Raw genomic sequence first — 13,253 nt, forward strand, 5'->3', positions numbered from 1 at the left:
GAAATGCTATAACAACTATATCAGTTTAAGTGTGAGAATAGAACGGATTGATATAAGGCTCAGAAAAAGGCCAGCGAACGCTGGCCTGATAAGATTACTTTTTCGCTTCCTGCCATTGGCCATCAATAAAGAAGGCTGACCAGCCGGTGGCTTTACCCTCTTTTTCTGAGGAGACATACTGCTGCTTAGTCTTGCGGCTGAACCGCACCAGCGTTTTATTCCCTTCCGGATCGGCGACCGGCGCATCTGCCAGATATTTCAGCTTCTCAGGCAGACGATCTTTGAAGCGCAGCAGCTCTTCCACCAGCGGCGCACGGGTTTCGCGCGATTTCGGGAACGTATTGGCTGCCAGGAAGACGCCCGCCGCCCCGTCGCGCAACACGAAGTAGGCATCTGACTTCTCACACGCCAGCTCAGGCAGCGGCACCGGATCTTCTTTCGGTGGCGCCACTTCCCCACTGCGCAGAATTTTGCGGGTGTTTTTGCACTCTTCGTTGGTACACGCCATGTACTTGCCAAAGCGTCCCATCTTCAGATGCATCTCCGAACCGCACTTCTCGCACTCTACGACCGGGCCGTCATAACCCTTAATGCGGAACTCGCCTTTCTCGATTTCGTACCCATCACACTCCGGGTTATTACCACAGACGTGCAGTTTGCGTTCATTGTCGATCAGGTAGCTGTCCATCGCTGTGCCGCACTTCTGGCAGCGACGACGGGCACGCAGGGCGTTGGTTTCGGCATCGTCCCCTTCCAGAATGTTCAGAACTTCGTTTTCCGGAATCAGGTTGATGGTCTGCTTGCAGCGCTCTTTCGGGGGCAGCGCATAGCCGGAACAGCCCAGGAAGACACCGGTACTGGCGGTGCGGATCCCCATCGGACGACTACAGGTCGGACAGTCAATCGAGGTCAGCACCATCTGATTGGGCTGCATGCCGCCCTCTTCAGGATGTTTTTCAGCCTTTTCAAGCTGCTCGGTAAAGTCGCTGAAGAAGTGGTCCAGCACCGCTTTCCATTTCGCCTGGTTATTGGCGACCTGGTCCAGGCTGTCCTCCATGCGCGCGGTGAAATCGTAGTTCATCAGCTCGCGGAAGTTCTCTTCCAGACGATCGGTGACGATTTCACCCATTTTTTCCGCATAGAAACGGCGGTTTTCTACCCGGACATAGCCACGATCCTGAATGGTCGAAGTAATGGCGGCGTAGGTCGACGGACGGCCGATACCGCGCTTCTCCAGCTCACGCACCAGCGAGGCTTCGCTGAAGCGTGCCGGTGGCTTGGTGAAGTGCTGACCCGGCAGCAACTGTTGCAGGTCGAGGCTATCCCCCACACTGACCGCAGGCAGCGTGCGATCTTCATCGTTCTTACGCAGCGCAGGCATCACTTTAGTCCAGCCGTCGAAGCGCAGAATACGGCCTTTCGCTTTGAGTTTAAACTCACCGGCGGCGGCCGTGATGGTGCTGGAATCATATTTGGCCGGGGTCATCTGGCAGGCGACAAACTGACGCCAGATCAGCTGATAGAGCTTCTGCGCATCCGCTTCCATATCCTTCAGTTTTTCCGCCACGACTTCCACATCGGAAGGACGAATCGCTTCGTGCGCTTCCTGAGAGTTCTCTTTGCTGGCGTAAGTGACGGGGCTGTCTGGCAGATATTTTTTACCGAAGTTGTTTTCGATGTAGCCCCGCGCCATGGCCACCGCATCCTGACTCAGGTTGGTCGAATCGGTACGCATGTAAGTGATGTGACCCGCTTCATAGAGGCGCTGCGCCATCATCATGGTCTTTTTAACGCCAAAGCCCAGACGGGTGCTGGCCGCCTGCTGTAGCGTCGAGGTGATATAGGGCGCACCCGGCTTACTGCTGGTCGGCTTATCTTCACGATCCACAATTTCAAAGCGCGCTTTTTCCAGCAGCGCCACTGCGGCGTAAGTTTCGTCACGGTTGACCGGGCGGAACACCTTGTCGCCTCGGTGTGTCACATCCATCGACAGCTCATCGCCGTTTGGCGTGGTCAGCGCGGCATTAACTTCCCAGTACTCTTCGGGAACAAAGGCTTTAATTTCACGTTCACGTTCCACTACCAGGCGAACGGCCACTGACTGCACACGACCGGCTGAGAGGCCACGGGCGATCTTTTTCCACAGCAGCGGTGACACCATGTAGCCCACCACGCGGTCCATAAAGCGGCGCGCCTGCTGAGCATTGACCCGGTCGATATTGAGTTCGCCCGGCTTTTCAAACGCCTGACGAATCGCATTTTTGGTAATTTCGTTGAACACCACGCGGCTGAAGCGTGAGTCATCGCCTCCGATCACTTCCCGCAGGTGCCAGGCAATGGCTTCCCCTTCGCGGTCAAGGTCGGTTGCGAGATAGATGTGGTCAGCATTGGCGGCCAGCGCCTTCAGTTCTGCCACCACCTTCTCTTTGCCGGGCAGGATCTGATAATCCGCTTCCCAGCCATGATAGGGGTCAACACCCATGCGGCTGACGAGGGCGGCTTTCTCATCTTTTTTAACTTTTTTGACTTTCTTATCTGTCGAGGCGTCAGCACTTTTCTTTGCGGTTGAACCACTGGTCGGCAGATCCCGGATATGACCCACGCTGGATTTCACCACGTAGTCATTGCCCAGATATTTATTGATTGTTTTGGCCTTTGCCGGGGACTCAACAATAACGAGTGCTTTACCCATATTTACCTTTACCTAATGAAAACATCCTGCTTAACGGGAGAGGATTGGATGCCCAAAAACCCATCGGGTTCAATATTGCTGCGCCTGTCTAACATTTCAAGGCGGAGGGGTCAATCTCAGAACAGATGATCCGGCTAAATGCAACTGCATGATAAAGCATGATTTTTCCATCTGAACTCTTCGCACATCCTGGTGCAAAATCCCTGAAATCGGAATCGCCCACACTCTACCTGATAAAATCTGTTACGCAACTTAATTAGCATTCAGCCCGTCGTTACGCCAGGTTTTCATCGGTCAGGGCGGGTTGTCATGCCAGCAGACTCGTCAGTAATATAGAAAGGATTCGAGTGCTGTCAAAAAAGGAGCAAATAAATGCAGACACCGACCCAGGCTATTTCCCGCCAGGCGTTGCTGGAAAAGGCCAACGCCCTGATTAAAGAACATGATGATTATTTAGCGGGCATGCAGGCGGATGACGTCAGTCAGCAGGGTGATGTGCTGGTTTTTCGCGGCCCGTTTTTTCTCGACGATCAGGGATTGCCGACGGCTAAAACCACAGCGGTGTTTAACGTCTTCAAACATCTCGCGGTGGTCCTGTCGCCGCACTATCACCTGGAATAAAAAAACCCGGCACAGGCCGGGTTTCGCATCACAGCAGCGGCTTTTCGCCGCGCTGCCAGAGTTTCAGCAGCAGACGCTCTGCCACCGAGCCCGCGCTTTGAGTAAAGCGATCCATCATTTTACGACGGCGGGCGAAGTGCACCCCCAGCACGTTGAACTGATCCATCTGGCGGATGATTAAATCATCGCTGGTGCCGATCTCATCAATCAGCCCCAGATCCAGCGCCTGGCGGCCATACCAGTGTTCACCGGTCGCGACCTTATCAATATCCAGCGACGGGCGCATCTGATGCACAAACTGCTTGAACAGCAGGTGCGTTTCGTCGAGATCCTGCTGGAATTTCTCCCGCCCTTCTTCGCTGTTCTCGCCAAACAGCGTCAGCGTTCGCTTGTACTGACCGGCCGTGTGCAGCTCGATATCGATGTCATTGCGCTTCAGCAGACGGTTGAAGTTAGGGATCTGGGCCACCACACCGATTGAACCAATAATGGAGAACGGGGCCGCCACAATGCGATCGGCCACACAGGCCATCATATATCCGCCGCTGGCTGCCACTTTGTCCACGGCCGCGGTGATGCGCAGCCCGTGGTCGCGCAGACGCTGCAGCTGTGACGCGGCCAGACCATAGCCATGCACCACACCGCCAGGGCTTTCCAGACGCAGTAGCACTTCATCGCCCGGTTGCTGCACCGCCAGCACGGCTGAAATCTCTTCACGCAGCGACGTGACCTCACTGGCATCCATGCTACCTTTAAAATCAAGCACATAAAGCGTCGGCTTCTCGCCCACCCGCGCGCCCTGCTTCGCCGCCTGCTTTTCCGCTTTGGCTTTCAGCTTTTCGCTCTTTTTATGGTTTTTCAGCCAGACCTTCTGCGCCTGCGGTTTCATTTTTGCCAGCTGCAGATCTTCTTTCATCTGTTGATAGTCATCACCCAGATGGGTCAGGCGCAGCTGACCACTTTGCGAGCGTTTACGCAGTGCCGCATTCATCACAATCATGACAATCGCCGCGACCGCAACCACCAGCGTCACCGCTTTCGCTAAAAAGAGTCCATACGTTGAAATAAAATCCATCAGGTCGCCTTAGTAAAAAAGAATCAAAAACAGTTCGCCAGTTTAGCCGTTTTACCCTGCCTCGTCGCCTGAAATGCCAGCAGCTGGCACAGAATGCGCGGGCTGGCGATTGCACCCATTCGTAAATTCAGGCATAAAGCGGAATCATGCTGTTTTCGCCGGAGGACCCCGCTGTGCATTATCAACCGAAAAGTGACCTGCTCAATCATCGTATTATTCTGGTCACGGGCGCGTCAGATGGCATCGGCCAGGAAGCGGCGCTGACCTATGCCCGCTATGGCGCAGAAGTGATCCTGATGGGCCGCAACCCGGAAAAACTCGAACAGGTCAGAACGTCAATCAATCAACTCAATAAACGCCCTGCTCACCAGGTGGTGCTGGACCTGGCCGAGGCCACACCAGAACGCTGCCAGCAGGTTGCCGACCAGCTGGCGCAACAGTTTCCGCGTCTCGACGGCGTGCTGCATAATGCCGGTCTGCTCGGTGAAATCGTGCCGCTGGCTGAACTCGATCCGCAGATCTGGCGTCAGGTGATGGATGTCAATCTGGATGCGACTTTCTTCCTGACTCAGGCCCTGTTGCCGCTGCTGCTGAAGTCAGAGGCGGGTTCGCTGGTATTTACCACCTCCAGCGTGGGTCGCACCGGTCGTGCAGGCTGGGGCGCTTATGCGGTCTCTAAATTTGCAACGGAAGGAATGATGCAGGTGCTGGCGGATGAGTATAAGAGCCAGTCGCTGCGGGTGAACTGTATCAATCCGGGCGGCACGCGAACCAAAATGCGCGCCAGTGCCTTCCCGCAGGAAGATGCAAATAAACTGAAAACGCCTGCCGATCTGATGCCGCTCTACCTCTATCTGATGGGCGATGACAGCCGCCGCAAGACGGGGATGAGCTTCGATGCGCAGCCGGGCAGAAAACCCGGAGCCGCGGAATAATGGCTGACGATCGTCATCAGCAGCGTCAGCAGCGCCTGAAAGAGCAGGTGGATGCGCGCATCGCCGCCGCGACAGCGGTTCGCGGCATTCTGATGGTGTTTACTGGCAACGGCAAAGGCAAAACAACTGCGGCCTTCGGCACGGCACTGCGCGCCACCGGACATGGCAAGCGCGTGGCGGTGGTCCAGTTCATCAAGGGTGACTGGCCGAACGGCGAGCGAAACCTGCTGGAGCAGCACGGGGTGGAATTTCAGGTTATGGCCACCGGCTTTACCTGGGAGACGCAAAACCGTGAGACGGACACCACCGCCTGTCTGGCAGTCTGGCAGCATGCCCAGCGGATGCTGGCCGATGCGCAGATCGATCTGGTGGTACTGGACGAAATTACCTATATGGTGAGCATGGGTTATCTGCCGCTGGAGGCGCTGATCGCCGCGCTGCAGCAGCGCCCGGCGCAGCAGAGCGTCATTATTACCGGACGCGGCTGTCACCGCACCCTGACTGAGATGGCCGATACCGTGACGGAGATGCGCCCGGTTAAGCACGCCTTTGATGCCGGTATCCAGGCCCAGCAGGGTATCGACTGGTGACAGAAAAAGAAAACGCAGCCCGGAGGCTGCGTTTTTTTATCCTGCCGGCGTAATTAACCGGAATTGCGTTTGCTGCCCGGATTGCGGCGCGGCGTACGAGGGGTCGAGCTGACTTTGCTGTGGCGTTTTACCGCACGACGGATCTGGTTTGCTTTGGTGCGACGACGATCTTTCTCAACGACCAGTTTGGTCACCGTCTCATCATCCATCTCTACCAGGTTACGCAGATAGTTTACCGCCGGCAGATCCAGCTCCGTCCAGCCGCCGCGCGGCAGGCCTTTCGGTAAGGTAATATCGCCATAGCGAACGCGCATCAGACGGCTGACCTGGACACCAACCGCTTCCCATAACCGACGCACTTCACGGTTACGTCCTTCGGTCAGGGTCACGTTATACCACTGGTTGATCCCTTCTCCGCCGCCAAAACGCAGGGTTTTGAACGCAGCCGGGCCATCCTCCAGCTGAACGCCCTTGCTCAGCTGACGAATTTTATCATCATCCACCTGGCCAAAGACGCGCACCGCATATTCACGTTCCACTTCACGGCTGGGATGCATCAGACGGTTCGCCAGCTCGCCGTCCGTGGTGAACAGCATCAGACCACAGGTGTTCACATCCAGACGGCCGACGGCAATCCAGCGTGAACCGCGCAGACGCGGCAGGCGATCGAAGACCGTCGGGCGCCCTTCAGGATCGCTGCGGGTACAGAGTTCACCTTCTGGTTTGTAATAGGCCAGCACGCGGCAGACTTCGGTTGCTGATTCAGCAATCGAAACCAGATGGCCATCAATACGGATTTTCAGGGATTTGCTGCTTTCGACACGGTCGCCCAGGGTGGCGATCTTTCCGTCGACGCTGACACGGCCAGCGGCAATCATTGATTCGATTTCACGACGCGAGCCATGACCGGCACGCGCTAAGACTTTCTGTAACTTTTCGCTCATTGAGCTTCCTCTTTGTCGCCTTCCCAGGCGTCATGGCAGGGTGATAATTCTTTCTTTATCAACAGGTTAACCTATTAACTTCGGCTCATTATACAGGCATTTAACCCCGATGTAACGCCCTTTGTGCTTCTGCAAATAGCCGCTGAAAAAACATAGAGACCGGATAATAATATTCCTCATTATTTACATGCCTGATTAAAATAACAGCAGACTCAGTTAAGGAAATATACTGAATAAAACGGCGTGGGCGAAAACTTTATAGCTGAAGAAAATTAAATTTTTTAAACACTGGCGGGGCAATGAAAAGAGGCCGTAACGATCAAAAACTTAACACTATCTTAAACTTCCAGAGATTTATCTGCGAATCTAATCCTCTGGCTCCTCTCTCAAAGGCAGCATAAAAAACCGTAAGATTATCTTTAGTTAGCCTGATAAGCTGAATAAACGGCCCGGGTAAGATTATTCCTAATGCAGATTCTGTTAAAACCCTATTATCAGGTTTTTTTAATTCTTATTAGCTTTAATAAATTGTCTGACACTATTAAGCTGATACACTTTCTCTCAGCAGCACAATAAAAAAGCAGCACCTGAAATTTCATGGTCCTGCATCATAACGGTACGGCCCTTTGTTATTCGTTAATAAAAATCGTGTTTTCAGATAATCCAATAAACCGGCGCATCCGGAATTGTTGCGTTAATACGGTTCACTGATGAACCTTGCTTGCATGTCATAAGTCTTCACCAGGGATTTTCCGACATGCCGGAATAAAGAATGCCATCATGAGAAACCTGTTTCTGTGCCCGGTGCTGGCTGCACTGGTGCTGAGCGGGTGTTCCGTGGGCCACACTGAGTACAGTCGTACGGCGATGCAGCACGTAGATATGAGCGTGACCGGCATCCCGACGATCCTCGGTTTCGGCACACTGGGCACCAGCATCCCACTGACGCCTGAATATAGCCTTACCGCAGCGCACGTCGCCAAAACCGCCGTGCAGCGCGTGAAGTCTTATCATCCCTATTGCGACCTTGCGATTATTTATCACAAGAATGATGCCACCACCCTGGCAAAATTCCGCAGTGGTGATATTGGCGATCCCGTTAAAATGTACGGATACAGCTTTATTTCCGCGATGCCGGTAGAGTCGACGGGGGTGAATTTAGCCCGCACGGCTATTCGGAATAAATGGAATAAAAGTCCCTGCATTGCGATGGCCTCTAATGCAGGCGTGGTTCAGGGAATGTCGGGCGGCGGTGTTTATAACCGCGATGAAACGCTGAGCGGCGTGATTGTCGGTTATTCCGATGCCATTAAAAATGGCCGTAACGGGAAAGTGATCCTGAAAGACGTTTCACTTTATATTCCCTACGGCCAGTTTAAAAGCTGGTTGCAGTCAAATCTGGCCCCGACACCGACGCGCGGTGTCTGAGCCGGATTGATTACAGGAACGGGCGGGTATCGCCCACACCTTCACGCACAATTTCCGGCGTATCGGTGGTCAGATCGACCACCGTGGTCGGCTGCTGCCCCAGCGTTCCGCCGTCGATGATCAGATCGACCAGCTTGCCAATGGTGTGCTGAATCTCCTCCGGATCGGATTCCGTAAAATCGTTGCCCGGCAGGATCAACGAGGTCGACATCATCGGCTGATTCAGGGCTTCCAGCAGCGCCAGCGCCACCGGATTGGACGGCACACGCAGACCGATGGTCTTACGCTTTTCGTTCATCAGACGGCGCGGCACTTCTTTGGTCGCTTTGAGAATAAAGGTGTAGTTACCTGGCGTGTTGTTTTTCAGCAGGCGAAAGGCCGAGTTTCCCACCTGAGAATAGACCGACAGCTCGGAGAGGTCGCGGCACATCAGGGTGAAATTGTGGTGTCCATCAAGCTGACGGATACGGCAGATACGCTCCATCGCGCCCTTCTCTTCCAGCCGGCATCCCAGCGCATAGCCGGAATCGGTGGGATAGACGATAACGCTGCCTTTGTTCAGGTAGTCGACCGCCTGGTTGATCAGGCGCGGCTGCGGATTATCCGGATGAATATGAAACAGTTGACTCATAGAAACCTCGTGTCACCTTTCCGTGATTGCCACTGCGGGAGCGAGGTCCGGAAAGCGTTCCCAGACCGGCTCAACGTCGCCGGGCAGCCAGAGTTTGCGGCCCAGCTCAATCCACGGGCAGGGTTGATGAAAATCTGAACCTTGCGATGCGGCCAGGTCATTCTCTCTGGCGTACTGCGCCAGTTGCGTGCGCTCATTAGGTGGCTGCTGGCACTGTGCCACTTCCATGGCATCGCCCCCCGCTTCACGGAAGTGGGCGATCAGCCGTTTCAGCCACTTCGCCGATAAACCATACCGGCCCGGATGAGCCAGCACGGCGCAACCACCAGAATGATGAATCGCATCAATGGCTTGTTTAATTGTACACCATTGTGGCGGCACGTAGCCGGTTTTGCCTCGCGCCAGGTAATTTTTGAAAACCTGGGCCATGTCACCGGCTTTGCCCTGCTCTATCAGGAAGCGGGCAAAGTGTCCGCGGGTAATGATGCCGCCCCCGGCCAGTCGGGTCGCCCCCGCCAGTGCGTCGGGAATACGTGCCTTCGCCAGCCGCTCACCGATCTCTTCCGCGCGCCGCTGCCGGCAGGCCAGTTGCCCCGCCAGAAAGGTCACCATCGCCGGATGATGGATATCGATGTTCAGCCCCACGATATGGATCTCATGATTCTCCCACAGGGTAGAAATCTCAGCACCGGCCAGCACTTTTATCGGCAGATCCTGGTCACGGGCGGTCTGCTGCGCCTCGCTCACCCCGTCCACGCTGTCGTGATCGGTGATCGCCAGAACGCCAACCCGCATCTCTACCGCGCGCTGCACCAGCACGGCGGGCGTCAGTAAACCATCGGAGGCGCGCGTGTGGCTGTGTAGATCATAAACCGGGAAACGGGCGATATCGCTCAAGAGAACTCCTGCTGAAACTAAACCGGCCAGCATGATAACGATTTTAACGCTCAGTGAAAAAGTGTATTGACATTTCCGCCCCGAACCCGTTAACTAGTACACAAGTTCACACGTAACGGGTATTTCATCATGGCGATTACAATTACGCATTTACATGGCTGGCGCGATGTTCCCGAAACCGGGCGACACGGTCGTGCACATTTTGCGTAAACGCTGTGCAGATACCTGAGCCCGCCACCGAGCGGGCTTTTTTTTGAGCGAAATTCAGAGAAATCATCATGCCAAATGCGAAACCTACAGTGAAGTTGATTACCGGCACCGCGCCCTACCGCGAAGATCCGGCCGCAGTGTTTCACCAGCTGTGCGGCGCACGTCCGGCAACCCTGCTGCTCGAATCCGCTGATATCGACAGCAAACGCAACCTGAAAAGCCTGCTGATCGTCGACAGTGCGCTGCGCGTCAGCGCACTGGGCAGCGAAGTCACCGTGCAGGCGTTGTCAGAAAATGGCCGCGCCCTGCTGCCGCTGCTGGATGAAGCCCTGCCCGCGTCAGTGATGAATCAGGTGCGTCCCGATGGCCGTGTTCTGACCTTCCCACAGAGCAGCGATCAGCAGCAGGACGAAGATTCCCGCCTCAAGGCCCTGTCGGTGTTTGACGCGCTGCGTCTGATTCCGCAACTGGTTAACGCCCCTGCCGACGAACGGGAAGCGGTGCTGCTGGGCGGTCTGTTTGCTTATGATCTGGTTGCCGGTTTTGAAACCCTGCCAGCGCTGGATAATCAGCAGCGCTGCCCCGACTACTGCTTCTACCTGGCCGAGACCTTACTGGTGATCGATCACCAGAGCCGCAGCGCACGTCTGCAGGCCAGCCTGTTCTGTCCGTCCACCAGCGAATTCCAGCGCCTGCAGCGCCGCATTGAGCAGCTGCATGGCCAGATGCTTCAGCCCGCACCTGTACTGCCGGTACAAAAGGTGGAGCAGATGACGCTGACCACCAGCCAGAGTGATGAAGAGTATTGCGACGTGGTGCGCAGCATGCAGCAGGCGATTCGCATCGGCGAAATTTTCCAGGTCGTCCCTTCACGCCGTTTCTCGCTGCCATGCCCTTCGCCGCTGGCGGCGTATGACACGCTGAAGAACAGCAATCCCAGCCCCTACATGTTCTTTATGCAGGATCAGGATTTCTCGCTGTTTGGTGCCTCGCCGGAGAGTTCACTGAAGTATGACGCCATCTCGCGTCAGATTGAGATCTACCCGATTGCCGGTACCCGCCCGCGTGGCCGCCATGCGGATGGCTCGCTGGATCGCGATCTCGACAGCCGTATTGAGCTGGAGATGCGAACCGACCATAAAGAGCTGGCGGAACACCTGATGCTGGTGGATCTGGCGCGCAACGATCTGGCGCGTATCTGCGTGCCGGGCAGCCGTTACGTGGCAGACCTGACCAAAGTAGACCGTTACTCCTTCGTCATGCATCTGGTCTCCCGCGTTGTGGGCACGCTGCGTAACGACCTTGACGTGCTGCATGCCTATCGCGCCTGTATGAACATGGGCACCCTGAGCGGTGCGCCGAAGGTGCGTGCCATGCAGCTGATAGCCGGGGCGGAACGCACCCGCCGCGGCAGCTACGGCGGTGCGGTGGGCTACTTCACGGCTCACGGCGATCTCGATACCTGCATCGTGATCCGTTCGGCCTACGTTGAAGAAGGCGTGGCCACCGTCCAGGCGGGTGCCGGTGTGGTGCTGGACTCCAATCCGCAGGCTGAAGCGGATGAGAGCCGCAACAAAGCCCGCGCCGTTCTGCGCGCTATCGCGACTGCCCATCACTGCAAGGAGATCTTCTGATGGCCGATATTCTGCTGCTCGATAACATCGATTCATTTACCTATAACCTGGTTGATCAGCTGCGGACGTTTGGTCACAACGTGGTGATCTATCGAAACAACCTGCCTGCGGAGCTCTTAATTGAGCAGCTGCAGCGGATGGAAGACCCGGTGCTGATGCTCTCGCCCGGCCCCGGCGCGCCAAAAGATGCCGGTTGTATGCCGGAGTTACTGCGGGTACTGCGGGGACGGTTGCCGATTATCGGCATCTGCCTGGGGCATCAGGCGATCGTTGAAGCCTACGGCGGCCACGTGGGTCAGGCCGGTGAGATCCTGCACGGCAAAGCCTCCTCTATTGACCACGACGGTGAGGCAATGTTTGCCGGCCTGAGCAATCCGCTGCCGGTGGCGCGCTACCACTCACTGGTGGGCAGCAACACGCCGGATGAGCTGACGGTCAACGCCAGTTTCAACGGGATGGTGATGGCGGTGCGTCATGAGACCGACCGGGTGTGCGGGTTCCAGTTCCATCCTGAATCCATTCTGACTTCTCAGGGTGCGCGTCTGCTTGAGCAGACGCTGGCCTGGGCGCTGGCGAAGTAACAGGGAGAATGACTATGCAACAGACACTGGAAAAACTTTACCAGGCGCAGACGCTGAATCAGGCTGAGAGTCATCAGCTGTTCAGCGCCATTATCACCGGCCAGCTGGAACCGACGCAGCTCGCCGCCGCCTTAATCGCCATGAAGGTGCGGGGCGAAACGCCGGAAGAGATTGCCGGGGCGGCGACCGCGCTGCTGGAAGATGCCCGCCCCTTCCCGCGTCCGGATTATACCTTTGCCGACATCGTGGGCACCGGCGGCGACGGCAGCAACAGCATCAATATCTCCACTGCCAGCGCCCTGGTCGCGGCGACCTGCGGTCTGAAGGTGGCGAAGCACGGCAACCGCAGCGTCTCCAGCAAATCGGGCTCCTCCGACCTGCTGGCGGCCTTTGGCATCAATCTGGATATGCCTGCTGACCGGGCGCGCAAGGCGCTGGACGATCTTAACGTCTGCTTTCTGTTTGCGCCGCAGTATCACACCGGATTCCGCCACGCGATGCCGGTACGTCAGCAGCTGAAGACCCGCACGCTGTTCAATGTGCTGGGTCCGCTGATCAACCCGGCGCGTCCCCCGCTGGCGGTGATTGGTGTTTACAGCCCGGAACTGGTGATGCCGATTGCTCAGACCCTGAAAGTGCTGGGCTACCAGCGTGCAGCCGTGGTCCACGGCGGCGGCATGGATGAGGTGGCCCTGCACGATGTGACACACGTCGCCGAGCTGCGCGAGGGGGAAATCACCCGTTATCAGCTCTCACCCGAAGACTTTGGCTTTGGCTTCCACCCGAAAGAGGCGCTGGCAGGCGGCACCCCGGAAGAAAACCGTGACATTCTGACAGCTTTACTCCAGGGTAATGGCCAGCAGGCTCATGAGGAAGCTGTCGCCGTTAACGTGGCGATGTTGCTTAAAGTATTTGGTCAGGAAGACCTGCGTGAAAACGCACAGCAGGCGCTTAACGCCATCCGCAGCGGACAGGCTTATGAGCGCGTTGTCGCACTGGCAGCAAGAGGGTAATC

The 13,253-nt window shown here is 56.2% G+C and carries 10 protein-coding genes, 1 pseudogene and 1 other annotated feature; of the genes and pseudogenes, 6 read left to right on the top strand and 5 right to left on the bottom strand.

The features are described from left to right. Window positions 1-94 precede the first annotated feature (94 nt). Window positions 95-2,692, bottom strand: a complete 2,598-nt coding sequence (topA, locus tag FJW00_RS19570; RefSeq protein WP_140925460.1) for a type I DNA topoisomerase — start codon at window positions 2,690-2,692, stop codon at window positions 95-97. 372 nt (window positions 2,693-3,064) lie between these two features. On the opposite strand from topA, the gene FJW00_RS19575 reads away from it, so the two are divergent. Next, window positions 3,065-3,313, top strand: coding sequence for a YciN family protein (locus FJW00_RS19575; protein WP_009089962.1), 249 nt, complete (start codon window positions 3,065-3,067; stop codon window positions 3,311-3,313). 28 nt (window positions 3,314-3,341) lie between these two features. On the opposite strand, the gene sohB is transcribed toward FJW00_RS19575, so the two are convergent. Beyond that, window positions 3,342-4,388 (bottom strand): protease SohB, encoded by a 1,047-nt coding sequence (gene sohB / locus FJW00_RS19580; RefSeq protein WP_140925461.1) that lies wholly within the window; start codon window positions 4,386-4,388, stop codon window positions 3,342-3,344. Window positions 4,389-4,561: 173 nt separating this feature from the next. Here sohB and FJW00_RS19585 point away from each other — a divergent pair, with 173 nt between their 5' ends. Together FJW00_RS19585 and cobO are read left to right on the top strand one after the other, a co-directional pair. Next, window positions 4,562-5,323 carry a YciK family oxidoreductase gene (locus tag FJW00_RS19585; protein WP_140925462.1) on the top strand — a complete coding sequence of 254 codons (762 nt, stop codon included), beginning with the start codon at window positions 4,562-4,564 and terminating at the stop codon, window positions 5,321-5,323. Next, the gene (gene cobO / locus FJW00_RS19590) at window positions 5,323-5,913 is read left to right on the top strand and encodes a cob(I)yrinic acid a,c-diamide adenosyltransferase (RefSeq protein WP_140925463.1); all 591 of its coding nucleotides are present in this window, start codon (window positions 5,323-5,325) and stop codon (window positions 5,911-5,913) included. The genes FJW00_RS19585 and cobO overlap by 1 nt, the downstream gene beginning before the upstream one ends. Before the next feature lie 53 nt (window positions 5,914-5,966). On the opposite strand, the gene rluB is transcribed toward cobO, so the two are convergent. Continuing rightward, window positions 5,967-6,857: a 23S rRNA pseudouridine(2605) synthase RluB gene (gene rluB / locus FJW00_RS19595; RefSeq protein ID WP_058958472.1), complete on the bottom strand. Its 891-nt coding sequence runs from the start codon at window positions 6,855-6,857 to the stop codon at window positions 5,967-5,969. Window positions 6,858-7,637: 780 nt separating this feature from the next. Between rluB and FJW00_RS19600 the strand changes: the two genes are divergently transcribed. Further along, window positions 7,638-8,285: a hypothetical protein gene (locus FJW00_RS19600; protein WP_009089953.1), complete on the top strand. Its 648-nt coding sequence runs from the start codon at window positions 7,638-7,640 to the stop codon at window positions 8,283-8,285. 10 nt (window positions 8,286-8,295) lie between these two features. Here the strand turns inward: FJW00_RS19600 and FJW00_RS19605 are convergent, their stop codons facing one another. Together FJW00_RS19605 and rnm are read right to left on the bottom strand one after the other, a co-directional pair. Then, the gene (locus tag FJW00_RS19605) at window positions 8,296-8,916 is read right to left on the bottom strand and encodes an L-threonylcarbamoyladenylate synthase (protein WP_009089952.1); all 621 of its coding nucleotides are present in this window, start codon (window positions 8,914-8,916) and stop codon (window positions 8,296-8,298) included. Window positions 8,917-8,928: 12 nt separating this feature from the next. Beyond that, a complete protein-coding gene (gene rnm, locus FJW00_RS19610) occupies window positions 8,929-9,813 on the bottom strand; it encodes an RNase RNM (protein WP_009089950.1) in 885 nt (294 codons plus the stop codon). Between the two features lie 153 nt (window positions 9,814-9,966). Further along, window positions 9,967-10,068, top strand: a sequence feature (Trp leader region). Window positions 10,069-10,091: 23 nt separating this feature from the next. On the opposite strand from rnm, the gene FJW00_RS19615 reads away from it, so the two are divergent. Beyond that, window positions 10,092-11,657, top strand: a complete 1,566-nt coding sequence (locus FJW00_RS19615; RefSeq protein ID WP_140925464.1) for an anthranilate synthase component 1 — start codon at window positions 10,092-10,094, stop codon at window positions 11,655-11,657. Beyond that, a pseudogene (gene trpD / locus FJW00_RS22635) lies at window positions 11,657-13,251 on the top strand (bifunctional anthranilate synthase glutamate amidotransferase component TrpG/anthranilate phosphoribosyltransferase TrpD). Before FJW00_RS19615 ends, trpD begins: the two are co-directional and overlap by 1 nt. Window positions 13,252-13,253: the final 2 nt, after the last annotated feature.

Origin of the sequence: Pantoea anthophila, assembly GCF_006494375.1 — a bacterium.
GTDB classification, from domain to species: Bacteria; Pseudomonadota; Gammaproteobacteria; order Enterobacterales; family Enterobacteriaceae; genus Pantoea; species Pantoea anthophila.

Bases quoted from the DNA above. Each gene is read 5' to 3' on its own strand.
- FJW00_RS19575 (WP_009089962.1), top strand. From the start codon at position 3,065: ATGCAGACACCGACCCAGGCTATTTCCCGCCAGGCGTTGCTGGAAAAG.
- FJW00_RS19605 (WP_009089952.1), bottom strand. From the start codon at position 8,916: ATGAGTCAACTGTTTCATATTCATCCGGATAATCCGCAGCCGCGCCTG.
- rluB (WP_058958472.1), bottom strand. From the start codon at position 6,857: ATGAGCGAAAAGTTACAGAAAGTCTTAGCGCGTGCCGGTCATGGCTCG.
- FJW00_RS19615 (WP_140925464.1), top strand. From the start codon at position 10,092: ATGCCAAATGCGAAACCTACAGTGAAGTTGATTACCGGCACCGCGCCC.
- sohB (WP_140925461.1), bottom strand. From the start codon at position 4,388: ATGGATTTTATTTCAACGTATGGACTCTTTTTAGCGAAAGCGGTGACG.
- cobO (WP_140925463.1), top strand. From the start codon at position 5,323: ATGGCTGACGATCGTCATCAGCAGCGTCAGCAGCGCCTGAAAGAGCAG.
- FJW00_RS19600 (WP_009089953.1), top strand. From the start codon at position 7,638: ATGAGAAACCTGTTTCTGTGCCCGGTGCTGGCTGCACTGGTGCTGAGC.
- topA (WP_140925460.1), bottom strand. From the start codon at position 2,692: ATGGGTAAAGCACTCGTTATTGTTGAGTCCCCGGCAAAGGCCAAAACA.